General features: G+C 40.6%; 21 protein-coding genes. 10 read left to right on the forward strand and 11 right to left on the reverse strand.

Annotation, left to right across the window (positions count from 1 at the left end; translation table 11 throughout):
* Positions 1–354 precede the first annotated feature (354 nt).
* Complete coding sequence (gene nagA, locus V7K79_RS24085; RefSeq protein ID WP_335051131.1) at positions 355–1,575, reverse strand: N-acetylglucosamine-6-phosphate deacetylase; 1,221 nt, start codon at positions 1,573–1,575, stop codon at positions 355–357.
* A gap of 139 nt (positions 1,576–1,714) precedes the next feature.
* On the opposite strand from nagA, the gene purE reads away from it, so the two are divergent.
* From purE to V7K79_RS24130, 9 genes are all read left to right on the forward strand, one after another.
* Positions 1,715–2,233, forward strand: a complete 519-nt coding sequence (gene purE, locus V7K79_RS24090; protein WP_335051133.1) for a 5-(carboxyamino)imidazole ribonucleotide mutase — start codon at positions 1,715–1,717, stop codon at positions 2,231–2,233.
* 202 nt (positions 2,234–2,435) lie between these two features.
* Positions 2,436–3,215, forward strand: a complete 780-nt coding sequence (locus V7K79_RS24095) for a class II glutamine amidotransferase (RefSeq protein WP_335051135.1) — start codon at positions 2,436–2,438, stop codon at positions 3,213–3,215.
* Positions 3,216–3,811: 596 nt separating this feature from the next.
* The gene (locus tag V7K79_RS24100) at positions 3,812–4,576 is read left to right on the forward strand and encodes a sulfite exporter TauE/SafE family protein (protein ID WP_335051137.1); all 765 of its coding nucleotides are present in this window, start codon (positions 3,812–3,814) and stop codon (positions 4,574–4,576) included.
* Positions 4,577–4,850: 274 nt separating this feature from the next.
* Positions 4,851–6,005 carry a sulfate ABC transporter substrate-binding protein gene (locus V7K79_RS24105; RefSeq protein WP_335051139.1) on the forward strand — a complete coding sequence of 385 codons (1,155 nt, stop codon included), beginning with the start codon at positions 4,851–4,853 and terminating at the stop codon, positions 6,003–6,005.
* 92 nt (positions 6,006–6,097) lie between these two features.
* Positions 6,098–6,958 (forward strand): sulfate ABC transporter permease subunit CysT, encoded by an 861-nt coding sequence (gene cysT / locus V7K79_RS24110; RefSeq protein ID WP_335051141.1) that lies wholly within the window; start codon positions 6,098–6,100, stop codon positions 6,956–6,958.
* On the forward strand, positions 6,945–7,823 hold the full coding sequence (gene cysW, locus V7K79_RS24115; RefSeq protein WP_335051142.1) for a sulfate ABC transporter permease subunit CysW: 879 nt from the start codon (positions 6,945–6,947) through the stop codon (positions 7,821–7,823). Before cysT ends, cysW begins: the two co-directional genes overlap by 14 nt.
* Positions 7,824–8,566: 743 nt before the next feature.
* On the forward strand, positions 8,567–9,415 hold the full coding sequence (locus V7K79_RS24120; RefSeq protein WP_335051144.1) for a prohibitin family protein: 849 nt from the start codon (positions 8,567–8,569) through the stop codon (positions 9,413–9,415).
* A 269-nt stretch (positions 9,416–9,684) separates the two neighbouring features.
* The gene (locus V7K79_RS24125; protein WP_335051146.1) at positions 9,685–10,101 is read left to right on the forward strand and encodes a DUF1824 family protein; all 417 of its coding nucleotides are present in this window, start codon (positions 9,685–9,687) and stop codon (positions 10,099–10,101) included.
* A 71-nt stretch (positions 10,102–10,172) separates the two neighbouring features.
* Positions 10,173–12,101, forward strand: coding sequence for an ABC-F family ATP-binding cassette domain-containing protein (locus tag V7K79_RS24130; protein WP_335051148.1), 1,929 nt, complete (start codon positions 10,173–10,175; stop codon positions 12,099–12,101).
* 64 nt (positions 12,102–12,165) lie between these two features.
* Here the strand turns inward: V7K79_RS24130 and V7K79_RS24135 are convergent, their stop codons facing one another.
* The 9 genes from V7K79_RS24135 to V7K79_RS24175 all read right to left on the reverse strand — a co-directional run bounded on the left by V7K79_RS24135 (position 12,166) and on the right by V7K79_RS24175 (position 23,966).
* On the reverse strand, positions 12,166–13,776 hold the full coding sequence (locus V7K79_RS24135) for an iron uptake porin (RefSeq protein WP_335051150.1): 1,611 nt from the start codon (positions 13,774–13,776) through the stop codon (positions 12,166–12,168).
* A gap of 858 nt (positions 13,777–14,634) precedes the next feature.
* On the reverse strand, positions 14,635–16,038 hold the full coding sequence (locus V7K79_RS24140; protein ID WP_335051152.1) for a sugar porter family MFS transporter: 1,404 nt from the start codon (positions 16,036–16,038) through the stop codon (positions 14,635–14,637).
* 243 nt (positions 16,039–16,281) lie between these two features.
* A complete protein-coding gene (locus V7K79_RS24145) occupies positions 16,282–17,280 on the reverse strand; it encodes an ABC transporter permease subunit (RefSeq protein ID WP_335051154.1) in 999 nt (332 codons plus the stop codon).
* A complete protein-coding gene (locus tag V7K79_RS24150; RefSeq protein ID WP_335051156.1) occupies positions 17,277–18,830 on the reverse strand; it encodes a sugar ABC transporter ATP-binding protein in 1,554 nt (517 codons plus the stop codon). Before V7K79_RS24150 ends, V7K79_RS24145 begins: the two co-directional genes overlap by 4 nt.
* Positions 18,831–18,979: 149 nt before the next feature.
* On the reverse strand, positions 18,980–19,978 hold the full coding sequence (locus V7K79_RS24155; protein WP_335051158.1) for an ABC transporter substrate-binding protein: 999 nt from the start codon (positions 19,976–19,978) through the stop codon (positions 18,980–18,982).
* A gap of 25 nt (positions 19,979–20,003) precedes the next feature.
* Positions 20,004–21,002, reverse strand: a complete 999-nt coding sequence (locus V7K79_RS24160) for an ABC transporter substrate-binding protein (RefSeq protein WP_335051160.1) — start codon at positions 21,000–21,002, stop codon at positions 20,004–20,006.
* Positions 21,003–21,819: 817 nt separating this feature from the next.
* Positions 21,820–22,716 carry an inositol oxygenase family protein gene (locus V7K79_RS24165; RefSeq protein ID WP_335051162.1) on the reverse strand — a complete coding sequence of 299 codons (897 nt, stop codon included), beginning with the start codon at positions 22,714–22,716 and terminating at the stop codon, positions 21,820–21,822.
* A gap of 303 nt (positions 22,717–23,019) precedes the next feature.
* Positions 23,020–23,343, reverse strand: a complete 324-nt coding sequence (locus V7K79_RS24170; RefSeq protein WP_335051164.1) for a DUF1815 family protein — start codon at positions 23,341–23,343, stop codon at positions 23,020–23,022.
* 137 nt (positions 23,344–23,480) lie between these two features.
* The gene (locus tag V7K79_RS24175; protein ID WP_335051165.1) at positions 23,481–23,966 is read right to left on the reverse strand and encodes a gluconokinase; all 486 of its coding nucleotides are present in this window, start codon (positions 23,964–23,966) and stop codon (positions 23,481–23,483) included.
* A 182-nt stretch (positions 23,967–24,148) separates the two neighbouring features.
* Between V7K79_RS24175 and V7K79_RS24180 the strand changes: the two genes are divergently transcribed.
* Positions 24,149–25,180, forward strand: coding sequence for a LacI family DNA-binding transcriptional regulator (locus V7K79_RS24180; protein ID WP_335051167.1), 1,032 nt, complete (start codon positions 24,149–24,151; stop codon positions 25,178–25,180).
* Between the two features lie 187 nt (positions 25,181–25,367).
* On the opposite strand, the gene V7K79_RS24185 is transcribed toward V7K79_RS24180, so the two are convergent.
* A partial coding sequence (locus tag V7K79_RS24185) for an ISAzo13-like element transposase-related protein (RefSeq protein ID WP_335051175.1) occupies positions 25,368–25,472 on the reverse strand: 105 nt, incomplete at its 5' end.

A 25,472-nucleotide genomic window follows, 5' to 3' on the forward strand; every position in this document is an offset into this window, starting at 1 on the left:
TACAGCAATTTTCAGGTAAATAAACTACAGTGGTTGAATTAACCGAAGGCATCATCTTAAGTAATATAGTTGACAGCAAGAGCCATTGCTAGGTCGAGTGAGTCGAGTGTACGTTTCTCACAGCTACGGAGAAATTGCTTCAGTTTCGACCAACACAGTTTTATCAAAGATAAATCAAAAGAGTACCTACTCTCTTGATTTTTTCTAATTTTCGGTTTCTTAATTTATTTGCTGACCAATCAAAACGGCAGACAGGGAGCGAGAACTTTAATGAGTAGAGCTATATCCATTGGTTTATAATGTGTATCTCTGAAATGTATATTTTTACGGATTATGTTAACGCTTTTTCCCCTATCAGCTTGATTCTTTTACCTGGATGCGAAATTTGCCCAATAATCGCTGCCAAGCTAGTTCTTTTGTTGCTTCATCCCAATGCCAGCGCAATAAATTAGCGGGTTGACTCTTGGCAATTCCAGCAGGCAAACCAATCGCTTGTCTAGGTGCATCTGTAGCTAGTAAAATAGCAGTATCCACATCACAAATGCCCCACTTTACCAAATTCTGCACTCCTACTAATAAGGGTAAAGTCGTCCCCGATAAAGTGCCATCAGCTAGTCGTGCTGTACCGTTTTGAACTTTGATTTGCCGACTGTCCCAAGGATAGATGCCATCGGGTAGCCCCAGAGGTGAAAGGGCATCGCTAACGAGGAACAGCCCTTTTTCTTGATAGCTAGCACGGAGTAAAATTTGTAGCATCGTGGGCGAAACGTGCTCACCATCAGCAATAAAACCACACATGACATTAGGATGGGTAATTGCTGCCCCTAATAAACCTGGTTCGCGGTGATGTAACGGTGGCATGGTGTTGAAAGCATGAGTTACCATCGTTGCACCGAGTTCAAAAGCAAGTTGCGCTAGGGCTGATGTTGCTTGAGAATGTCCTAAACTAACGGTAATTCCCAAAGAACGCAAATATGGAATTACTTCACCAGTGGGATCTAACTCCGGCGCTAGGGTAATAATTTTTATAACATGGGCATAATCACCCAAAACCCGCTTTACCTTGTCAATTGTTAAAGGTAACAAGTACTCTGCTGGGTGTGCGCCGCGCTTTTGGTAATTCAAAAATGGGCCTTCTAGATGTACTCCGAGAATTTTGGCAGATGACCTTACCCCTAACTCCTCTGTGTCAACTGAAAGAGGAGTAAAATTAGCAATGACTGCAAGCGATCGCTGAATCTTTTCTACTGAAGTTGTCACAAGTGTTGGTAAAAATCCATCTACCCCGACATCCCACAAAAATTGGGTTATTTTCTGGAGTACATGAGCATTTTCAGCCGTTAAATCAGGAAATGCCAAACCCAACGCACCGTTAATTTGCAAATCAACGCCACCTAATGAAATCCAGTCACCTGCAACATCGATCACGGATGCACAGATGTCCTTCTCTACTGTACCCATTGGCAAGATTTGCTCAATTATGCCCTCTTGATTAACCAAGAGCATCTGCAAATCTTTGTAACCAGGCACTCTAGCATTGATAATATCTACAGGATTTTGTGTTGCTTGGGTCATCACACTGACGAGAAGAGAGCTAAATCTGATTTTAGATGCAACCAACATTAATGAATCAATTCCAACAACACCATATAGATGAGATGATGATCCGCATCACCTAGCTTCCATAAGCTAGCTCAAATAATTTTGAATTATTATGACTCCCCTAGTTGGTATTATCATGGGCAGCGATTCCGATTTGCCCACTATGAAAGATGCGATCGCAGTTTGTGATGAATTTGGTGTTGAGAGCGAAGTAGCGATCGTTTCGGCTCACCGTACCCCAGAACGGATGGTGCAATATGCTCAACTTGCACACCAACGCGGTATTAAGGTAATTATTGCAGGTGCAGGTGGTGCTGCCCATCTACCTGGAATGGTAGCGTCTTTAACTCCCCTTCCTGTAATCGGTGTTCCTGTACCTACTCGGAACTTACAAGGTGTAGATTCTTTGTATTCTATTTTACAGATGCCTGGTGGTATTCCTGTGGCAACAGTAGCAATTGGTAATGCCAAAAATGCCGGACTTTTAGCAGTACAAATCCTTGCAACTCATCAACCAGAATTGCTAGAAAAAGTGCAACAATATCGCCAAACCTTATGTGAATCTGTAATTGCCAAGCAAGCAAAACTAGAACAACTAGGCTATGAGCAATATTTACAGCAGATGTTTTAATAAATATTAATACCAGAGCAGCAGCAGAAGCAGCGAAAGAAGTACCTGACTCTTGACTTAATGACCAATGACAAACATTTATTTTTGAGGATTGTTTGGAATATCTCAGCTTTAAATTCTAAGATTGAAGCGATCGCTCCAGAATCAATGCAGCATTCTGAAGTATCTTGATCCTAAAACCTTAGTCAAAAATTGAGAGCTAATGTGCCAATTGCTCGGAATGAATTGCAATGTTCCAACGGATATTTGCTTTTCTTTTGAAGGGTTTTCTGCACGGGGAGGAAAAACAGATGACCATCGCGATGGTTGGGGTATTGCTTTCTTTGAAGCAAAGGGATGTCGAATGTTTTTAGACGCTCAACCTTCTGTTGCTTCTCCGGTAGCGGAGTTTGTGCGGAGTTACCCTATCCACTCAACCCATGTCATAGCCCATATCCGCAAAGCTACTCAGGGTGAAATTGCCCTACACAACTGCCATCCTTTCCGCAGAGAATTGTGGGGTCACTATTGGGTATTTGCCCACAACGGTAATTTGCCAGATTTTGATCCAGAAAATTTGGGCTTTTATCAAGCCGTAGGTAATACTGATAGCGAAAAAGCATTCTGTATGATCCTAGAAACATTGCGATCGCGTTTTCCTAAAGGTAAGCCTCATACAAAGGAACTGTACTCTGTGCTGCAAGAAATTACTGCTGTAATTGCAAGTATAGGTATATTTAATTACTTATTATCAGACGGAGAACACTTGTTTGCTTATTGTTCAACTAAACTCAGCTATATTGTTCGCCAAGCGCCCTTTGCCGCTGCTCATTTAATTGACCAAGATATGACTGTAGATTTTCGGGAAGTGACTACTGAACGCGATCGCGTCGCTGTCATTGCTACTACACCCCTGACTGACAACGAAGTTTGGACACAAATCCAACCAGGAGAATTACTAGTTTTTCAGGACGGGCTACCCCTGAAATATGTATTGAGTTAATAATAAATAATTGTTCGATTTTTCCCATTTAGATACTTTCTAGATGGGTTTTATTTTTGATACTTTTCATATTGAGTAATTTACAGCTATTTTCAGGTAAATAGACTCGCTATTTAGGGGCATAGCAAGCAATACTCATGCATGTCAATTTAAGTTAAAAGCTAGTAAGCAAAAAAGCTTTAATATATTGCCTCGTTCTTAGTCTCTGATTAGGAATGCTCTCTGTAAGCCTCTGCCTTACTTCCTCAAGGCAGAACCGCAAGGACAAGTATTTCCTTCTTAGACCTGGAAACGAGGTTTTCAAAGGGGTTCACCTTCAGTTGATACGGATGAGCAATGTTTTCTACAACAAATGTGGTTCACTGTTGTAATTTACCAATTTATACAACTTTACCCCAACTTAGTTGTTACCAATTTATCTAAAAAATACTGCTTTTATTGGTATAAAATTTATAGCTTTACATTAAATTATATCTATATTACTATAGTTTCAAAAGGCTGTAACCTTTTTAAAAGAAGAGCTTTAGATATATTTAAGCTCCTGTAAGCATCCTTTAAAAAAATGTATTGCTAACAACATAAAAATAAAATCTCTAATGACTGCTACTCAATTACTCTTCCTAATTGCAATTTTCTTTATAACAAGTGTCATAAGTGTCATTACAGGTAGTACTTCTTTAATTACCGTCCCTGCAATGTTGCAATTGAATATTGAGCCGCGTACCGCTCTTGCCACCAATATGCTGGCATTAACTTTTATGAGTGTTGGTGGTACATTGCCTTTTGTAGGTAAAAAAGCAATTGATCGCAGCCGCTTGCCAATAATGATTTTCCTAACGCTTTTAGGCTCAATCATCGGTGCATTATTTATTTTAGTTGTACCATCAAAATCGATGCCTCTGATTATCTCGATTTTGATGATTGCGGTTGCCGCCTTTTCGATCACCAATCGGAATGCAGGAATCGTTTCAAGAATAAAAAGTCCATCACCAATAGCAGAAATTGGTGGATATGTGGCAACTTTTCTGCTTGGTATTTATGGTGGTTTCTTTAGTGGTGGCTATATCACTATGCTCACAGCAGCTTATGTCAGCCTATTTCGGATGACGTTTGTTCAGGCGGTAGCAAACACAAAGTTTATCAACATTTTTTCTTCGCTGATTGCCACCATTATTTTCTTTACGCAGGGAATAGTTGATTACAAGCTAGGTATTATTCTGAGTATTACTATGTTCATTGGTGGAATTGTCGGATCGCGGGTTGCCCTCAGACTAAGCAACATCTGGTTGCGGCGCATATTTCTCACTACAGTAATTGCCCTTGCACTCAAGACGTTGCTTGATTTTGCTGTACTGCATTGAACATAGCCGATCGCTAGAATAGACTTTTCTGTAAAATTAGCTATTCTCTAGCAATTTGCTTGATACATTAGGTAGCCAATTGTGATGACAACTTAAATAGTTGAAAGTAAAAGCATTTTTAATTTTTCACAAAACTGGTAAAATCACCATATTCTTGGTAAAGAATGTGAGGTTTTTTGGTGTTTATAACTAGATAGATGCAATCATCCAGTATTATAAACAGTATATAACTGTATTCCCATCAATTATTTGTAGAATTCGTGGAGGAAGTAGAATGAGTTTGTGGCAACGCCTACTGAAAAGATTACAAGCGATCGCGTTCAATCGAACGTATCGGTTCAGACTAAATTCGCTCAAAGGCTTTGTATCACTCTTTTTAGTAGGTACTGTATTGAGTGTAGCCCTTGCCGCCTGCTCTGGTGGAGAAACTGGGAATAATTCTGCCTCTGAAACTCCTAATGCTAGTGCTACTCCTGTGGCTGCAAGCAAAGATAATGTTGAATTAACTCTAGTTTCCTTTGCTGTCACCAAAGCAGCTCACGAAGCAATTATTCCTAAGTTTGTAGAACAGTGGAAGAAAGATCATAATCAAACTGTTACCTTCAAGCAAAGCTATGGTGGATCTGGTTCTCAAACTCGTGCTGTTATCGATGGTTTGGAAGCAGATGTTGTTCACTTGGCACTAGCTGGAGACACCACAAAGATTGAGAAGGCTGGATTGATTCAGCCAGGATGGGAGAAGGAAGTTCCCAACGATGGTATTGTTTCCAAATCTGTTGCCGCAATAGTCACTCGTTCCGGCAATCCTAAAGGCATCAAAAACTGGCAAGATTTAGCCAAAGACGGTGTGAAATTGATTACTGCTAACCCCAAAACTTCTGGCGGTGCTAAATGGAATTTCTTAGCACTATGGGATTCTGTAATTAAAACTGGTGGGGATGAGGCTAAAGCTACTGAATTTGTAACTAAAGTTTACAAAAATGTGCCAATCTTGCCTAAAGATGCGCGGGAAGCTACTGATACATTTGCCAAGCAAGGGCAAGGTGATGTCTTAATCAACTACGAAAACGAAGTTATTTTGGCACAGCAAAAGGGCGAGAAGGTTGATTATGTCGTTCCCGATGTGAATATATCCATCGACAATCCGATCGCTGTAGTAGATAAAAACGTCGATAAGCACGGAACCCGCGAAGTTGCTGAAGGTTTTGTGAAATACCTCTATAGCCCAGAAGCACAGCAAGAGTTTGTTAAATTGGGATTCCGTCCTGTGGATGAGACTTTAGCTCAAACTAAAGAAGTCACAGACAAATTTCCCAAGCTGAAAACTCTGGGTACAGTTGCAGACTTAGGCGGTTGGGGAGCAATTGATAAGAAGTTCTTCGCAGATGGGGGCTTGTTTGATAAGATTGAAGCCCAAGCTAAACGGTAATTAGTCATTAGTCAATCGTCAGTGGTCAGTAAAAAAAACAACCGACCACTGGCAAAAAACTTTTTTAAAATTAAAATTTTGAATTTTTGACTATGACATCTGTATCTCCTTCTGTGGAAGTTGAACGGGAAACGCCATTCTGGAAAAGATTGGGGCGGATTCCGTGGACTTGGCGAATCACCATTGCCTACCTGACAGTGATGTTGTTTATCCCGATTGCTGCCATGTTCTTGAAAGCAAGTACGGAACCTCCGGCAAGATTTTGGGCGATCGCAACCAGTGATATCGCATTAGCAACATATAATGTCACTTTTGGGACGGCAATATTTGCTGCCTTACTCAATGGCGTATTTGGAACTTTGATTGCTTGGGTTCTGGTTCGCTACGACTTTCCCTTAAAGCGCTTGATTGACGCCACAGTAGATTTACCATTTGCACTACCAACTGCCGTAGCAGGGTTAACCTTAGCAACAGTTTACAGCGATAATGGCTGGATAGGTTCGCTACTAGCACCACTGGGAATCAAGGTGTCTTTTACCCGCACGGGAGTAGCGGTAGCAATGATATTTATCTCACTACCTTTTATTGTGAGAACTGTGCAGCCCGTGCTTCAAGAAATGGAACATGAAATTGAAGAAGCCGCCTGGTGTCTGGGTGCTTCTCAATGGCAGACCTTCTGGAAAGTGATTTTGCCACCTTTATTTCCCACAATTTTAACTGGTGTTGCCTTGGGTTTTTCTCGTGCAGTTGGCGAATATGGGTCAACTGTGATTATCTCTTCCAATACACCATTCAAAGATTTGATTGCACCTGTGCTGATTTTCCAGCGATTAGAGCAGTATGACTATTCTGGTGCAACAGTAATTGGCATAGTTTTACTATCAATTTCCTTGGTACTGCTATTGGCGATTAATTTCTTACAAGCATGGGCAAGGCGATATGACAGTAGATAAGCCAAGTTTTCACTCATCATCTGGATCTGATACAGATACAGCCAAGCCGAAAGAGCAGAAGAGTTGGGTGCCAATAGTTTTAATTGGGATAGCGATCGCCTATTTAGCCTTAGTTCAATACATCCCGGCAATTAACGTTTTTGTCCAAGCTTTTAGTAAGGGTGTTGGGCCATTTCTATCTAACCTGACGCGACCGGCTTTTCTACATGCAGCTTGGCTAACACTGTTGTTGGCTTTGATTGCTTTGCCTGTGAATACAGTGTTTGGGCTATGTGCAGCTTGGGCGATCGCTCGTCATAAATTTCCTGGACGCGCCGTAGTTTTGAGTATTATTGATCTGCCCTTTTCGATTTCGCCCGTAGTTGCAGGATTAATGATTGTACTACTTTACGGACGCAATGGCTGGTTTGGCCCTTGGCTTCAAGCTCATGATATCAAGATTGTCTTTGCCTTTCCAGGTATGGTGCTGGCTACAGCCTTCGTGAGTATGCCCTTTGTAGCGCGAGAAGTGATTCCGGTTTTAGAAGAGTTTGGTAAGGATCAAGAAGAAGCTGCTAGAACTCTGGGTGCGAAAGATTGGCAGATATTTTGGCGCATTACCCTACCCAGTATCCGTTGGGGCTTACTCTACGGTTTAATTTTGACCAATGCCAGAGCAATGGGTGAATTCGGAGCAGTTTCAGTCGTATCTGGCAACATTGCTGACCAAACCCAAAGCCTACCACTGTTTGTAGAAGACGCTTATAAACAATACGAAACTGAAGCGGCTTTCTCTGCGGCTGTACTATTAGCGTTGCTAGCAGTAGTAACCTTGGTGCTGAAGGAGATTTTAGAACGGAAAACCAGCATTAAAGATGTTGAATAGAATCTCCAGAGAATAAGCTGAAAATCTAAAACTTCAAAACTATTCGCGATCGCACTTAATCCTATTGGCGCGATCGCTTTTCATTGACTACTTAATGATATTGAATTCCAAAAACTTTTTTAGCTAAATCCAAGCAAGGGTGAATTGCTAGGTGATAAGCATATCCAGGGAAACTGATGAGAAAACTAGTAAACTTACTGTTCCAAGAATTGTGTAAAATAATTCCTCTGACCTAATGCTATTAACCCTTTATCCAAATAAAGGGTTTTGAAATCTCTCAAACTTTCAGTTACCCTGAAACTTAAAATAGTACCGCAAGTCAAAAGTCACGCATAATTGTATTCCAAGCTCTTGCGCCATCTGAAATGGTATGTTTATTTACGCCAAGCTGTACTGGTAACTGAGTTTATTCAATAACTGAGAACACAACTCTTGGAAAGACTGCGCCAACGACAAGCTTGGTGCATCGTTGGGCACTGGGAGACAAAGGGACAAGGGGACAAGGTGACAAGGTGACAAGGGGACAAGGTGACAAGGTGACAAGGGGACAAGGGGACAAGGAGATAAACAAAACTCCTAACTCTTAACTCTTAACTCCTAACTCTTAACTCTTAACTCTTAACTCCTAACTCAGCACTCAGCACGGGCTAAACGCCCCGCTACCGCTAACAGCACTCAGCACTCCTAATGCCCAATGACAAATGACCAATGACAAATGACTAACTCATATTGGAGAGATTAATTTGAAAATTCAGCAATTGGGTAATTGGCAAACCACAGTTTTGGGAATTGTGTTAGCAATACTAGTGATTATCGGGCTAAATTCCTTTATTATTATCAACCCAGGACAAGCAGGAGTAATCAGCATCTTGGGTAAAGCAAAAGATGGTGCTTTATTGGAAGGTATTCACTTAAAACCGCCTTTTATCACTGTGATAGATGTGTATGATTTGACGGTGCAAAAATTTGAAGTACCAGCAGAGAGTTCCACTAAAGATTTGCAAAATTTATCTGCAAGATTTGCAATTAACTTTCGCCTCGATCCGATAAAGGTTGTTGAAGTTAGAAGGAGACAAGGAACATTAGCAAATATTGTATCAAAAATCATTGCACCCCAAACACAAGAAGCATTTAAAATTGCCGCAGCCAGAAGAACAGTAGAAGAAGCGATTACCAAAAGAAGTGAATTGAAAGAAGACTTTGATAATGCCTTAGGCGATCGCTTAGATAAATATGGGATAATTGTGTTAGATACTAGCGTAGTTGATTTAGCATTCTCACCAGAATTTGCCAGAGCAGTCGAAGAAAAACAAATTGCCGAACAACGGGCGCAAAGAGCCGTTTATGTAGCACGTGAAGCTGAACAAGAAGCCCAAGCAGATGTAAATCGTGCCAAAGGTAGGGCAGAAGCTCAAAGACTCTTAGCAGAGACACTCAAAGCCCAAGGAGGGCAGTTAGTTCTGCAAAAAGAAGCAATTGAAGCTTGGAAGACTGGCGGCGCTCAGATGCCCAAAGTCCTCGTTATGGGTAGTGACTCCAAAAATGGCGTACCCTTCATATTCAACCTTGGGAATGTCCAAAATCAACCGTAGAAGGGAAGCGGGCATAAGATAACAAAGTCTAAAGTTATGGAATTTGCTCTGGCTCCAGACAAATTTTACAACACATTGGACTATTCCCAATTTAAAATCCAAAATCCAAAATGGTATAAGTTGGGCTAGTACAGGTCGGTGGAAACTTACCATTTGATTATAATCAGGAAGCTCACAATTAAAGCATGAGTGACTTTTGACTTCCGCCTGGCGGTACTAGTACCAACTCAAACACCAGAAAAAAACCAACTAAATAATAGTCAAAGTTTATGTCAATCCCCAATCCTCAAAATATTACTGTTGAAGAAGCGAAGAAATTATTGAATAAATTCAACTGTCTAGACATTGCCCCTATCCTCAAATCATCAGAAAAAGTAGTAATTCGTAATGCCTTAATTTTGCTCGCCAAGCTTACTGATTACCAAATTTTAGGAATTTGTGGTGATACAGCAGAAGAAGGAATATTGGCCATGAAAACCTATTCTCTGGCTTTGGGTTATGAACCACCAAATAATTTACTTACACCCGAAGGCCCAGTTTATATCAAACTAAATGGTAAAAATGGCTTGTGTTATCTTGATTCTTATGATGGGCATCATCGTGGTGTATTAGTATCTTGCCAGTCTTATGACGAAGATGGAATCAACGAAATGTATGGACACCTTCCCTTGGACTTATTTGTATAAATTCGGCGAATGTAGGTAAGGTATAAGCCTTGCCTACTCACTAATGAAAAATAATTAATGACTTCAATCTTATGGGTATTATTACACTACAATCAGCAAAAAAGGACTTTGGCATCAAAGAAATTTTAAAAGATGCTAGCTTTAGCCTTGATGCTACTGATAAAGTTGGATTAATTGGTACTAATGGCTCTGGTAAATCAACCCTATTAAAAATGATTGCCGGGTTAGAATCCATTGATAGCGGTCAAATTTTAATCAACTCTGGTTCTAAAATTATCTACTTACCTCAGCAGCCAGATTTAGATGAAAATCACACAGTTTTAGAGCAAGTTTTCGCTGATAGTGGCGAACATACATCCTTGGTGCGTGAGTATGAAGAACTTTCTGATAAATTGGTTCACTATCCAGATGATAGTCAACTGATGTCTCGCCTTTCTGTGGTGATGCAACGGATGGATACGACTGGTGCTTGGGAACTAGAAACTAATGCCAAAATCATCCTCACAAAATTAGGAATTTCTGACTTTGATGCCAAGATAAGTACTTTATCTGGAGGCTATCGCAAGCGCATTGCTTTAGCATCAGCCTTGCTATCAGAACCAGATGTTTTGCTCATGGATGAACCGACAAACCATCTTGATGCTCTTTCTGTAGAATGGTTACAAAGTTATTTAAATCGCTATCGTGGCGCACTTTTTCTGATCACTCACGATCGCTACTTTTTAGATCGCGTTACCAATCGGATTATTGAAATCGACCGAGGCGACATTTACACCTATACAGGTAACTATTCATATTACCTTGAAAAGAAAGCTTTAGCTGAAGAATCTGCTGTAAGTAGTCAACGTAAACACCAAGGCTTGTTGCGCCGCGAGTTGGAATGGCTCAAAAAAGGGCCAAAAGCCAGAAGTACCAAGCAAAAAGCTAGAATTGACCGCGCTCACGCTCTGCGGGATACTGAATTTAAACAAGTTCAGGGTAAAGTTGATATTTCCACAGTTGGTCGTCGTATTGGTAAAAAAGTTATTGAATTAGATAACATTTCTAAGGCATACAATGGACGCACTCTGATTAATAATTTCACCTACGAATTTAGTCCAGAAGACCGCATCGGCATTATTGGTGCTAACGGTGCTGGTAAATCCACTTTAATGGATATAATCACTGGACGGGTTAAGCCAGATTCCGGCATTGCAGAAATTGGTACTACGATTCACATCGGTTATTTTGACCAACATTCAGAAGAATTGCTCACAGCATTGAACGAAAATCAGCGCGTGATTGACTACATCAAAGAAGAAGGAGAATTTGTCAAAATTACCGATGGTACTCAAATTACTGCTTCGCAAATGTTAGAGCGGTTTTTGTTTCCTGGTAATCAGCAGTATGCCCCAATTCATAAACTTTCAGGTGGTGAAAAACGCCGTTTATTTCTGTTGCGGGTTTTGATGAGTGCGCCCAATGTCTTAATTTTAGATGAACCGACAAATGATTTAGATGTCCAGACATTGGCAGTATTAGAGGATTATTTAGAAGATTTTGCTGGGTGTGTAATTGTAGTTTCTCACGATCGCTACTTTCTTGATCGCACCATCGACACAGTATTTTCCTTTGAGGAAGGCGGTAATCTCCGGCAATATCCAGGTAATTACTCGATTTATCTGGATTATAAAAAGGCTGAAGAAGCACAGCAACAAGCTGCTACTACTAAAGAGAAGCCTAAAAATGCCGAAGTCCAAAATGGTGCGGCTTCACCCAAGGATGGAGAAAATACCAAGCGGCGGAGGTTATCTAATTGGGAGAAAAAAGAATTTGAGCAGTTGGAAGGTAAAATTGCCGACTTAGAAGCTGAAAAGGCAGAAACGGAGAAAACACTATCGAATGTCTCACCGGGGAATTATAGCCAAGTGCAGAAATTGTATGAAAAAGTGGAAAATCTTAAGCAAGCGATCGATGTGGCGACTGAACGCTGGTTAGAATTGGCTGAGATGGAGTCTTGATTTTTTAATAGTTTTACCCCACCCTAACCCTCCCCTTATAGAGTGTGTGTAAGTTCTAATTCAGTTAAAAATCGAAGGTTGTGCGAAGTACACCCACATACTGCGTATCATTTCTGTTGTCGTTTTCCGGGTTGAGAATCACCCAAAAACCAGGAGTCACTGAGATGTTGTCATTGAGGCGGTAACGATAAAATGCTTCGATATGGTAAGCGTTGTCTCGGTCTTGACGGACATCACTGTTAGAGACATGGGGTGGTATACCAAAGAGAATTCCTGGCAGATTGCCTCTACCCCCCACATCAGGAAACGACATACCAATCGCCCCAAACCAGGCATTGGCATTGTCACCATTGTTCACAAACAGAGAATCTGTTCCACCCCTACCATTGGAAATATCACTCAAACCAGAATTTTCGGCATTTGCCCAAATATATCCACCCCAAGCGTGGACTTGGAAATTTGGGGAGAAGCGATAGTATCCCTGTGTGCCGACAATATCGTTGGAAGTAGCAATGTTATTGCCAAAGGGAGCGTTTGACAGAACGCTACCCGTCCCAGCTGAGAGTTCAATTACTCCAGCAGGGCTATAGCCATGAGAGTAGGCAACACCAATTGCTCCTTGCTTACCGTAATAAGCTAAGTGCGCTAGGGCGTTGTAGCCGCCATTAAATAATCCGTTGCTAGGCGATGGCACATTAGAACTGCCTGCTAAATAGCCCAAAGTGAGAACCAAGTCTTTGGTAATGTTCCAGTTAGCGGCTGCACCGGCACCACCTCGCCGGAATAAGGGACTATATGACCCAAATAGTGAGGGAACTCCATTGCCGTCATCAGCAATTGTGGGGGGAGTGACGGTGGTTGAAATGTCGGTGTAACCAATGCCTGTAGGCCCAACAACGAAGTTAAGGGAATCACTGACTGGAAAGTAATAACGGATGTGGGGGACATAAAGTATCTCGTTGCTGTCATAATCGAAGTTCAGGCGTGTCATCCCTGTGCCTGTGGCTGCGGCAATTTGGCTGCCAACATTGGACGCAAAGTTACCAAATTCTAGCCGGATTCGCAATAAATCTTTGCCAGTGAAACTGCTCTCAAAGTTGAGACGACCCCGATTTGCAAAGTAGAGATTGGATTGATCATCTTCGCCACCGACTCTATCACCAAAGGTATCGCTAATGGCGGTAATAATTTGAGCATTCAACCTAGTAGTAGTGGAAAACTGCTGTGTCTCTAATGTTGCTGTATGTGCCTCTAGGGTATCTACTCGTCCGCGCAGAGTTGTCAATTCTGCGCCAAAATCTGACTGTAACTTTTGCAGCACTGCCAAATCTTGCTTATTAACTAAATCGCTAGTACCTTTGGCAATTAACTCATTAATCCGATCTAAACAAGCATTTAAACCTGCGGCAAACTCATAACGGGTTAAGGCACGATTACCGCGATAGGTAGAATTGGGATAACCTGCAATACAGCCATAGCGTTCTACCAGCGATTGCAATGCACCAAACGCCCAATCAGTTGGTTGTATATCAGAAAACTGGGAAACAGAATTTACTTGTCCTTGCAAATTCCGATTAGTATCTGCTGCATTAGAATCATTTTCTGGAGGTGCTGCCCAAACTGCTGGAATTGCCAAAAATAGGAGAAAAAAACTATAAAAAAGAGTTTTAATCATTGATTTGTTAGTTGAAGATAGTTGAATTTTGACTTTGTAACGAAAGAGATTACACTTAAACCAAAGCTTACAGCTTATGACTTAATCTACATATTTGGAACTCTGGTTTTAGATCATTTAAATTAAATGGAAACATCCCAAATATGCAAGTTTATTTTTATACGGTATTTGAACTTAGGCAGAAAATGAAATTACAAACTGCATAGACGCATTCGCGCAGCGTCTCTTGAGAGAAAAACGCAAAGTAAAGCTTACTTGCCCCTGAATTTATTTATAGGGATCATTAATTTTGAATTCGGAGCGATCGCGCAGCATCTCATAGAGAAGCGATGTGTCTTTTTCTGTATGCAGCTAGCTATATTCACTTTCCGGTTATGTATACCAATCAAGTGTGTTAGGCTTCATACCTGCCACTAAATACATTTATAAACACACTACTACATATTGTTCAATTACGTTGTCGTTATTAGTTGTGAATGTTTTCTCTAGTGGTCTATCAAATTGATTCTGAGGGGTAAAAGAACGAACCGCGAAGTACACGAAGTACACGTTCGCGTAGCGTCTTTGATAGGATAAGAAAGAGAAAAAAGAAGAGAAGTTTAAAAGTTAATTCACTCTACAAATTTGCTAAATTGCTTACTACAAACTCCCTTAATCATGTAATCACACAGGCGCAGAGGATACAGAGATACAAATTACAATTTACGCACAGCAGTGTTATAGGATTTATGTTTGATTTTTAAACAAGACTCAGTACGTATCTATCCCTTTTTTTCTGTACCCTGTACCCTGTTCTCTGTTCCCTCTCTACGCAAGTAAATTTAGGAATCAAACCGGATTCCTATAGATGGATGCCAATTACATATCTTCCAACTCAATTCCTTTGGTTTCTTTAATAAAAAAGAGAATAAAAAAGAATGAGGTAGCTGCTGCAATTGTATAGAGTCCATAGGCAGAACCTAGACCGAAATATTGCAGTATAGGAGGAAATGTTGTGGAAATGAGGAAATTGGCAACCCATTGCATAGCAGCAGCAATCGAAAGTGCGGCGGCTCGAATTTTGTTATTAAACATTTCTCCTAACAGCACCCAAACCACTGGCCCCCAGGAGAAACCGAAGCAAAACACATAGAGGTTGGCTGCGATGAGAGCTACAGTACCCGCGCTTCCGGTAAGATTGGGGTTCCCGGCAGCATCGAGGGGAGCATTACCAAACAGATAAGCCATCGTCCCCAAGGTTATGGTCATGCCGATTGACCCGATTATGAGTAAGGGCTTGCGACCAAATTTATCCACGAAGGCGATCGCAATCAATGTTGTAATAATGTTGACAGCTCCTGTAATCACCGTGATGCTTAGGGAACTTTGTTCTGAAAACCCGACTGCACGCCACAAAACGCTGCTGTAATAGAAAATTACATTAATACCAACAAATTGCTGGAGTACAGATAAGCCGATTCCTATCCAAACAATTGGCAGGAGTCCGCCACTTCTGCTTAAAAGATCAGAAAATTTAGGCTGGCGTTCTTGAAGCACTGTCTGCCGAATTTCTTCGATTTTTGGCAGTACGTCACCCCCCAAAATCTTGGTCAGAACGTTAGCAGCTTCTTTTTCTCGTCCTTTGGCAACCAAGTAACGGGGAGATTCAGGAATTGTTAAAGCGATCATCCCGTAGAATACTGCTGGTGGGACTGCTGTCCAAAACATCCAGCGCCAAGCTGCAATCCCCAACAACAGCGAATCTGCTGAACCTCCTGGCGACAGAGCGACGATAAAGTAGTCGATCAATAAGGCGGCGAAAATTCCCACTACGATCGCTAATTGTTGCAGAGATCCTAACCTTCCTCGCAAATCCGTGGGAGAACATTCGGCAATATAAGCCGGCGCGATAACGCTAGCAACGCCGATTCCAATCCCACCCAATACTCGCCAAAAGATAAAATCCAAGATAGTGAAGGCAAGCCCAGAGCCAATGGCACTGATAGTAAATAACGCCGAAGCGACCACCATTGCCTTGACTCGACCATAACGGTCTGCAATCTGTCCGGCAAAGAAGGCTCCTACCGCAGAACCCAGCAATGCTAGGGACACTGCTAGCCCAGTCAGCCAACTACTGGTGTTAAAAGCTTTTTCTAGAGATAAAACCGCACCGTTGATTACAGCAGTATCAAAACCGAATAAAAACCCGCCGAGTGCCGCAGCACCAGCAATCAAAATTACATAAAACGTGTTGGCTTTACGACGAACAGTAGTGGAAGACATAGTTTATATGTTGGGGATTGGGGATTGGGAATTGGGGATTGGGGAGCAGGAGAGTAGAAACCAAAGGCTCATTAATGGAGTTCAAAGGCTCATTAACGGAGTTCAAAGGCTCATTAACGGAGTTCAAAGGCTCATTAACGGAGTTCAAAGGCTCATTAATGGAGTTACAAAGATTCATTAATGAAGTTCAAAGGCTCATTCTCTATTCTCAATGCCCAATTAATTTCCAAAGACTTTGATTCTCTACCGTCTAGAACGTCTGCGTAACCGATCAATCATTACTGCCAAAATAATTACTAGTCCTTTAACAACTAGTTGCCAGAAGTAAGATAGGTTCAACAAAGTTAAACCGTTGTTGAGAATAGCAATAATTAATGCACCTAGAAGAGTACCGCCAATAGTACCAATACCACCTGTAAAGCTGGTTCCACCTAGAATAACAGCTGCGATCGCATCCAATTCGTAACCAGTACCGACGATGCCACTAGCACTATAAAGACGGCTGGCACTCATTATTCCTGCCAAACCTGCCAGTAATCCACTGACGCCATACACAAATAGCAATACCCGATCAACTTTAATCCCAGTTAATCGTGCGGCTCGCTCGTTACCACCCACTGCATATATTTGCACCCCTAAAACAGTTTGTCGCAGGACAAACCAACTCACTACTATACTCAGTAGCGCAATGATTACTAGCCAAGGCAAGGGGCCGACATAGCTATTACCTATCCAAGCAAAATTTATCTCACGGTTAATAACCGTTGTACCATTGGCAACCAAAAAGGCAACACCCCGCAAGGCAGTCAGTGAACCCAGCGTGACGATAAAAGGTGGCACATCCAAAAAAGTGATCAGAGCGCCGTTAATTAAACCTAAAAGCAATCCTGCAAGCAAACCCGCAGGTATAGCCGCCCAACCTATAGCCGGAAGTAGCGATACCAGCACCGTAACTACGGCAGAAACAGCTAATATTGATCCAACTGAAAGGTCAATACCTCCAGTCAGAATTACAAACGTCATTCCCGTTGCTAGGACAATATTGATTGATGCCTGACGCAATATATTAATGATATTAGCGCCTGTGAGGAAGCTGGGAGAAAGGAATGTAAATAAGATGCAGATAATTATTAGAATCGGCAGAATACCTGCAACCTCAAGCAGAGTGCTGATTGATTTGCGGTTGCGCTGCGTTGAATTCTTGTCTGTTCTATTATTGGCTGGTCTTACTGTCTGACTCATGATGCTGGTACCTCCGATGCTCCAGTTGCATAGTGCATAATATTTTCTTGGGTAATTTCTTTACCAAGACTGCCGTCGAGTTCGCCTACTAGCTGCCCTTCTCGCATTACTAAAACGCGATCGCTCAAGCCCACAACCTCCGGTAGTTCGCTGGAAACCATTAGAATTGCAACACCTTGGGCTGCTAACTCGCTGATAATTCGGTAAATTTCGCTTTTAGCACCGATATCTACGCCGCGTGTCGGCTCATCCAACATCAGTACTCTCGGCTTAATCGCTAACCAACGCGCCAATAGAAGCTTCTGCTGATTACCACCAGAAAGATCCACCGCTCTGATTTCCAAATTCGCCAGCCGGATATTGAAGTTTTCCACCGCTTGCGTCGCTAATAGATTGACTGAACCCCAATTGACGACACCAGCCTTTGCATCCTGCTTGAGTGTGTTAATGGCAATATTCTTACGCGAACTCATCTCCAGAAATAAACCCTGGTCTTTGCGGTCTTCTGGGACGTAACCAATTCCAGCAGCAATGGCATCACCGGGGTTATTAATATTAAGTTTCATCCCATTCAGGAAGACTTCACCGCTTATTTTGCGATCGGCACCAAAAATCAGCCTGCATACTTCCGTTCGTCCTGCACCAACTAGCCCCGCCAGACCGACAATTTCGCCAGCGCGAAGTTGAAAACTAGTTGGCTCAACCTTGCGTCCATCACTGATATTTGTGACTTCCAATCTCACTGGGCCTGGGTTGGTTTGCCGTTGATGTTCATAAAAGTCTTGCATCGAGCGACCGACCATCATTTGTACTAATCGCTGTGCAGAAATTTCATCCCGTGTCAGACTGCCAATGTATTGACCATCACGCAGCACGCTAATCCGGTCAGCCAATGCATATATTTCTTCCATGCGATGACTGATGTAGATAATGGCAATGCCGTCGCTTTTTAATCTGCGAATTACCTCAAACAAGCGCTCTGTTTCGCGGTCAGATAGTGCTGCTGTTGGCTCGTCCATTACCAAAACACGGCTATTGTCCTTCAGCGCCCGCGCAATTTCCACCTGCTGTTGTTCGGCGACTACCAAGCTACCAACCACTGTTTGTGGTGTAAAACTCGCTCCCAGGCTTTGAAGCACTTTCTGGGCTTCCAGTTCCATACCTTTGCGGTCTAAAAACTGACCTCGGCGCAACTCGCTACCCATAAAAATATTTTCGGCAACGGTTAAATTAGGGGCAACGTTCAGTTCTTGATAAATGAGATTGATACCAGCCTTGCGTGCTGAAGCTGGATCGGTAATTTTTACAGGGCTACCGTTGATGCGAATCTCGCCTTCATCAGCAATGTAAGCCCCAGCCAGGATCTTCATCAATGTGCTTTTGCCTGCTCCGTTTTCACCCATGAGGGCGTGAACCTCTCCTGGGTAAATCGTGAGATTGACATTTTGCAGGGCAGCTACACCATTAAATCGTTTAGCAATCCCTTGCATTTCTAATACAGGGGTAGCTGTTGGTAGATGAGGAAAAGAGGTTTCAATACTTGTTGTCATCAGCTGTGCCTCTAAAAACAATTGAAAATTTGCGTTTTTTAAGTTAAAAATTCCCGAAAATCATAGTTTGATATGAAATGAAAGCCGTTACAAAATCATCTTTAGAAAACTTACCACTGATGATCGGTGACTTTCACAATTGTGATTACTTACCAACCTTTCTCTGTGCTGACGTTGTCTTTTGTAATCAGCTTGGGTGTCAGCAGAATGGTAGAATTACTAGGTTTTTTACCATTCAAGATGTCGTTACCAACCCTGACTGCTTCTGTAGCCATACCTCTCGGATTTTGAGTAGCAGTCGCAGCATATATACCATTTTTGTCAGCGATCGCTTTGATTGCTTCTGGCGCACCATCAACCCCAACAATAAAGAAATCTTTACGTTGTGCTTGGTTAGCTGCTAGTTCTGCTCCCACCCCACTCGGATCGTTGATTGCAAAAACAGCATCAATTTTCGGAAAGGTTGTCAGCAAATCAGTCATGACTCTAAGTCCTCCATCCCTACTTCCCTCTGCATTCTGGTTCTTAGAAAGTATTTTTAGGTCGGGATATTTGGACAATACCTTTTCGCAACCGCTAACTCGTTGAAGCACCGATTCCACTGGAGGGCCGTTAACTATGACTACATTGCCTTTGCCTTTGAGGCGATCGGCAATATATTGGCAACCCAGTTCTCCAGCTTTGACATTGTTAGTTGTAATGGTGGCATCCACACCTCCATCAGCACCTGTATCTACAGCGATTACAATTTTGCCTGCTTGTTTCGCTCTTTCAACTGCTGGCTGAATGCCACTTTTATCAGCAGCATTCAGAACAATGATGTCAGTATTTGCCGCAATGAAATTTTCTATTTGATTGGTTTGTTGGTTGAGGTCATAGGCACTGGAAGCGACAATAACTTTGACATCATTACCCCCAAATTTCTTCGCTGCTGCCTCAACTGCCTGCCCCATAACGACGAAGAAGGGGTTACTTAAATCGCCAACTGTGAAGCCAACTGCTCGTAATTTTACATCCCCAGTGACACCCTTACTCGCTGCACTAGTATTAGCAGTGTTGCCATTTTGAGAGTTATTTGTGCAACCAATAACAGTACTACTGAGTAGACCTAATATGCTAGCTGCGATCGCAATTTTTTTCACATTCATATATCTCCTCAAGGTGATTAAATACTTACCAGCCTTCGTAAGTGCTGAGGTTGTCTTTGGTGACTAACTTGACTGGAATTAAAATCTCGGAATCACTAGGTTTTTTGCCCTGGATTAAATTGTTGCCAATCTCAACTGCTTTTTGCGCCATCTGTGCGGGATTTTGAGCAGCAGTTGCCGCAAATACACCATCTTTGTCTTCCATTGCTTTGGTTGCATCCGGTGAGCCGTCAACCCCAACAATAAAGAATTCTTTACGTTTTGCTTGTCTAGCTGCTAAATCTGCGCCTACACCGCTTTGATCGTTCGTAGCAAAAACGGCATCAATTTTAGGGAAAGTTGTCAGCAAATCGCTCATGACTCTAAGTCCTCCATCCCTAGTCCCTTCAGCGTTTTGGTCTGAGATGATTTTTATGTCAGGATATTTGGATAATGAATTCTTACAACCACTCACTCGCTGATTGATTGAGTCCATCGGAGTACCGTTGAGGATGACTACATTACCTTGACCTTTGAGGCGATCGCCAATATATTGACAAGCAACCTCACCAGCTTGGGTATTGTTGGAACTAATCATCGCATCTACATCTGCATCAACAGCTGAATCTACTGCAATCACAACCCTACCTGCAAGCCTTGCTTGATCGATAACTGGTTTAACTCCTTTTTTGTCAACAGCGCTGAGGATAATTAAATCGGTATTTGCAGCCGTAAAATTTTCGATTTGGTTGCTTTGTTGGTTTAGGTCAAAGGCACTGGAAACCGCATTAACTCTGATATTACCCCCAATTTTCTCGGCTTCTGTCTCAGCCCCTTTCTGCACTGCATTATAGAAGGGATTGCCTAAGTCACCCAAAGCTATACCGATTGTTTGCAATTTTCTATTTGGAGTACTAAGATTCTCTGCACTTATATTAGTAGCCTTATTAGTAGTATTAGTAGCAGTGTTGTTATTTTGAGCGCTATTTGTGCAACCAACAACTGTAAAACATAATATGCCAACTATCAATGAAATTATCTTCATATTTATAACAACGGATTTAAATTTGATCGATGTCATCACAATCTAAACTAGGTCTGAAAAACTTAGACCTAACCTAGCGATCCCACTAGATTTTGGAATTTAAACTCTAAAGGTTTTGTGATTTGACTTAATTGGAGTAATTGCTATTAGCTTCCTAAACTAAATAGTTTATTGTTAAAGCAAAATCATGAATATTAAACTACTTCAAATAATTGCATTGTTTTTTGGTGGAATTATTTCATAGTGCATAGCCTAAAAATAGCTTTTAAGTAAAACTTTCAAAAATTAGTTAGTTTTATTCAACTTGTCAATTTTTATTTGTTTTAACTTTATTTCATTTTATCCCGCTCCTGCGCAAAAATTAATTTTGTTTATTGAAGTTTACAAATGTAAAAAATTTTAAATCTCTCCAATCAAACCCAAAGTCTTTATTTGAAAGCATCTGTATAAATTGGTCTATTCAATATTAAAGTCAATGTTAAAAATGTTAACATTTCTCAATCAACTTCTTTCAGAAAAGATCCTGTCATAGTAGGGAACTATTTGATTACAAAAGTTAAATTTTGATAAATGTAAACATCCTTTGGTTAGATTTTTTAAGTTAGATAAAATCTGCTTGTTAATCATATTTATTTGTTATTTATCTTCCATCACTTGAAAGCAATGAATGAGTAAATAATAATACTTTTAAGCCTGAATGAGGAGAAAAAATCTGTGTACCTATTTTATTTTTTACAGAGATCATATCTTGTTATTACTATATTTATTCAAAGATAGACTATTCTAAATTCTGACTTTTGAATTTTTTTCAAGCAGTTTAAAATTTTAATGTTGCAGGTAAATATTTAGCTACCAAATCTTCATAGTATGGTTTTAACTGTTGCCAATCAGGAGGAATAGGGTTTTTTGAATACAAATCGTAGGGATTGAATAAACTTACCCATTTAAACATTTCTTTATCATGTTTATCCATCAAATATTCATAGGCATTATCACGATGTTGAGGATAAAACGAGTGATAGCGAAGCATATATAATGCAGGTTCAGGCAAATAGTTTTTTATCATCTGATAAAAATACTCATCATGTCCCCATGACATGTGTACATTGCTCAATCCACATTTCGGTTCATAAATACCATATTTAGTGTTGTAATCGAGGTTATTATAATCAGGATTTTCTTTAAAGAATTCTGAGAAAACAATTTTATTAGAAAATGCACAACCTACAGGATAAGTATCGCCTACAGTAGCCCATTGAGGTTCACCAAATAGACAAAGCACTTTCCCCAGATCGTGAAAGAAGCCAGTAAGTACCATCCAGTCAGGATGACCATCGGCGCGAATAGCTTCTGATGTTTGTAATAGATGTTGTAACTGATTCATGTCTGTATCAGGATCGGAATCATCAACCAATTGATTCAAAAACTCGACTGCATCCCAAACAGACATTTCTTTTTTATCAAACTTCAAATATTCTTTTTCTTTTTGAAGTACAAAATTATATGTTTGATTAATATGATTTAACCGATAAAACTTTTTTACTGTATCTCTAATAGTCGTTTCGTAATTCCTATATTCTTCGGTAGTTTTACCTTCTTTAACTATGCTATCTGGATCAGGATAGCGATTAAGTAAGTCTTCTTCCCATTCTTTTAGTGAATGTAGGGGATTGTTTTGCACCTGAAGAATGGCATTATTTAAAGTTTGAGACATATCTTCCTACTTGTCGATATTGTATTTATTAAATGGTACTTTCGGACTATATGCACAGGTGTGCAAAAACTGTCTTAATAATTATATTTGCACACGTGTGCAAATATAATTATTAAGTTTCATTGCGTCTTTGCATATCTATATACAATTCACTTTCTTAAATGTCTTATTCAATCTGTTTGATTCAGATGTTTTTTGCACATCCGTGCATTAATTGCCTAAATGTAAGATAATCTTTTAGGTAACACAAGTATACAAAAGCTATAATTATTAATTTTTCTGTCTAACTCAACTAATTTAGTATCAATTCTTTACTTGTACAGTTGTGGAATACTTAACAAGATTAGCCAACTCTTGTAGCTGATTTATCGCTTCTGCACCTTCCAACTTCATTAATTCGCGATCGTCCCACAATTCCATCCAAGTAATCCCATAATCAGATACTAAAAACCGAATCAGGTGCTTTTCTTTCAGGCTAACCATAAATGAAGCACTTTTCATTTGGTCGCCGCATGTATAACAAGACGCAGTATAACCACGCCGCTCAAGTATAATTGTCAAGGCTTGCAGGTTCATTACCAAGTCTTGGACGAATTGCTGATGTTGTTGCGCTAATCTTATAAACACTAGTTTTCTCCTACCATTACAGTTATCTGCTTGCTTTGATATTTCTTCAGACTTACATCTGATGTGATTTAGTTGCCAAAAGTTCGTGTTTTTATAGATACGTGATTAATCTTAATATTACGGTTGTCAGCAATAAGCTAAATTTCCAAAGCTGTTCTAATGTTTTGGACGATTATCTGAGATGGCTGTGCAATATCCATACATAGAGTATCTACTGGTTCTTCAAGTGTATAAAACTGGCTATCGAGTAGTTTTTCGCTCATGTAATGATTGCTACGTTCTTGCAAGCGCATTTTAATCAACTCATAAGACCCTTTGAGGTAAACTAGTTTAATGCGTTCTTTATCTAATACCAAAAATTGCCGATAGCTATCTTTTAGAGCCGAACACGCCAGTACCACATTTTTATTTTCTTGTAGCCAATGTTTTATGGCTGTTTGCAAATCTTGTAACCAAGGTATCCGATCATCTTCACTCAGAGGGATACCACGCCGCATTTTCTCAATATTCTCTGGCGAGTGGAAAGTATCAGCGTCGCTAAATTCCCATTCTAAAGAGTCTGCTAGCAATTTTCCGATGGTGGTTTTCCCAGAACCAGAGACACCCATTACAAGGATAATCATTTTTTCTTAATAAAAGTTCAACTAATTGGGAATTTGTAATTGGTAACTTGTAGTTGTAATCTCATAGACAAACTATTTTCCATGCAAAATGTGAGTTGTATTATCTCTTGATAAATAAGGATTATTTTCTATAATACATACGATTGCACACGTGTGCAATATTTTAACGCTAAGATAAAATAATGAATAAACGAAGAATTTCAATTGAAGATATTGCCCGCAAAGCAGGTGTTTCTCATTCTACAGTTTCACGTGCTTTGCGAGATAATACTCTTATTAGCCCGAAAGTGCGAGAAGAAATTAAGCGACTAGCGCAGGAGATGAGTTATGTGCCGAATGCTATTGCTCAAAGCTTGCAAAATAAACGTACTAATACCATTGGTGTAGTAGTAACTTCAATTTCTGATCCCTTTTTTGCCGAGGTGGTAGAGGGAATCGAGAAGATAGCTAAACCAGCAGGTTTGAGTGTTTTGTTGAGTGCTTCACACCGAGATTTTGAGCAAGAAATGGCAGCTATTGATACCTTTCATCGCCGGAGAGTGGACGGGATCTTAATAGCCGACTCGCGAATTAGTAAACAGCATACTAAACAACTCACACAAATTGCTGTACCAACAGTTCTGATTAATAGCCAGACTGAAAATCAATCCGAAATATTTCACTCAGTAGCAATAGACGATCGCTTAGGCGCTAAATTAGCCACAGAGCATCTAATCAGCTTGGGACACACAGCTATTGGTTATCTGGGTGTGGGCGATCGCAGCAGATCGAACCAGCAGCGCCTAGAAGGATATCAAATCGCCCTTGCCGAGGCTGGGATTCCACCAAATACTGATTGGGTTTCAATTAGTGAAGAATATAATACCAGAACTAGCGATGTTAGCACCGGACAAAATATGCTATCTAAACTACTGGCTGCGGAAGTTACAGGCATCTTTTGTTACAACGATATGGTAGCAATCGGCGCTTTATTAGCCTGTCAAGAATTAGGTATTTTAGTACCGCGAAATCTAAGCCTTGTTGGATTTGATGGTATTGCTCTGGGTTGTTACGTTACGCCGGCATTAACTACAGTTAGCCAGCCAATGTTAGAAATTGGTGGCATAGCCATGCAAATGTTACTCGATTTATTAGAAGAAAAAACTGTGGAAAACCGCGTTTTATCTCCTTTTCTAGTACAGCGTGGTAGTAGTGCAGCAGTATTAACAATTTAAAACAATTTCTATCAGAAATTTTAATCAAACAAAAATTATGTTAACTAAAAAAGCGACTTTATCTCCTGAACGCTTAAATTCATACTTCAATTATGCAACGCCCAATTTTTTTATAGCATATCTGCGTTCCATCTAAGTTAAGTACTGAAGTTTAGACTAAGGAGTTATGTAAAAATAACTTGAACAATTAAGTGGCGACTTTGGGTTTTATAATATAGTTCCACTCGCCATGAAAAGAATTTCGTTCGATTGCAATAGTATCAAGCTCTTGGTCTGTAACTTTAATTCCCGT

Source organism: Nostoc sp. (assembly GCF_036917575.1).
Taxonomy (GTDB): domain Bacteria; phylum Cyanobacteriota; class Cyanobacteriia; order Cyanobacteriales; family Nostocaceae; genus Nostoc.

Coding starts and splice junctions, on each gene's coding strand:
- nagA (WP_335051131.1), bottom strand. CDS start 1,575: ATGACCCAAGCAACACAAAATCCTGTAGATATTATCAATGCTAGAGTG.
- purE (WP_335051133.1), top strand. CDS start 1,715: ATGACTCCCCTAGTTGGTATTATCATGGGCAGCGATTCCGATTTGCCC.
- V7K79_RS24095 (WP_335051135.1), top strand. CDS start 2,436: ATGTGCCAATTGCTCGGAATGAATTGCAATGTTCCAACGGATATTTGC.
- V7K79_RS24100 (WP_335051137.1), top strand. CDS start 3,812: ATGACTGCTACTCAATTACTCTTCCTAATTGCAATTTTCTTTATAACA.
- V7K79_RS24105 (WP_335051139.1), top strand. CDS start 4,851: ATGAGTTTGTGGCAACGCCTACTGAAAAGATTACAAGCGATCGCGTTC.
- cysT (WP_335051141.1), top strand. CDS start 6,098: ATGACATCTGTATCTCCTTCTGTGGAAGTTGAACGGGAAACGCCATTC.
- cysW (WP_335051142.1), top strand. CDS start 6,945: ATGACAGTAGATAAGCCAAGTTTTCACTCATCATCTGGATCTGATACA.
- V7K79_RS24125 (WP_335051146.1), top strand. CDS start 9,685: ATGTCAATCCCCAATCCTCAAAATATTACTGTTGAAGAAGCGAAGAAA.
- V7K79_RS24130 (WP_335051148.1), top strand. CDS start 10,173: ATGGGTATTATTACACTACAATCAGCAAAAAAGGACTTTGGCATCAAA.
- V7K79_RS24135 (WP_335051150.1), bottom strand. CDS start 13,776: ATGATTAAAACTCTTTTTTATAGTTTTTTTCTCCTATTTTTGGCAATT.
- V7K79_RS24140 (WP_335051152.1), bottom strand. CDS start 16,038: ATGTCTTCCACTACTGTTCGTCGTAAAGCCAACACGTTTTATGTAATT.
- V7K79_RS24145 (WP_335051154.1), bottom strand. CDS start 17,280: ATGAGTCAGACAGTAAGACCAGCCAATAATAGAACAGACAAGAATTCA.
- V7K79_RS24150 (WP_335051156.1), bottom strand. CDS start 18,830: ATGACAACAAGTATTGAAACCTCTTTTCCTCATCTACCAACAGCTACC.
- V7K79_RS24155 (WP_335051158.1), bottom strand. CDS start 19,978: ATGAATGTGAAAAAAATTGCGATCGCAGCTAGCATATTAGGTCTACTC.
- V7K79_RS24160 (WP_335051160.1), bottom strand. CDS start 21,002: ATGAAGATAATTTCATTGATAGTTGGCATATTATGTTTTACAGTTGTT.
- V7K79_RS24165 (WP_335051162.1), bottom strand. CDS start 22,716: ATGTCTCAAACTTTAAATAATGCCATTCTTCAGGTGCAAAACAATCCC.
- V7K79_RS24175 (WP_335051165.1), bottom strand. CDS start 23,966: ATGATTATCCTTGTAATGGGTGTCTCTGGTTCTGGGAAAACCACCATC.
- V7K79_RS24180 (WP_335051167.1), top strand. CDS start 24,149: ATGAATAAACGAAGAATTTCAATTGAAGATATTGCCCGCAAAGCAGGT.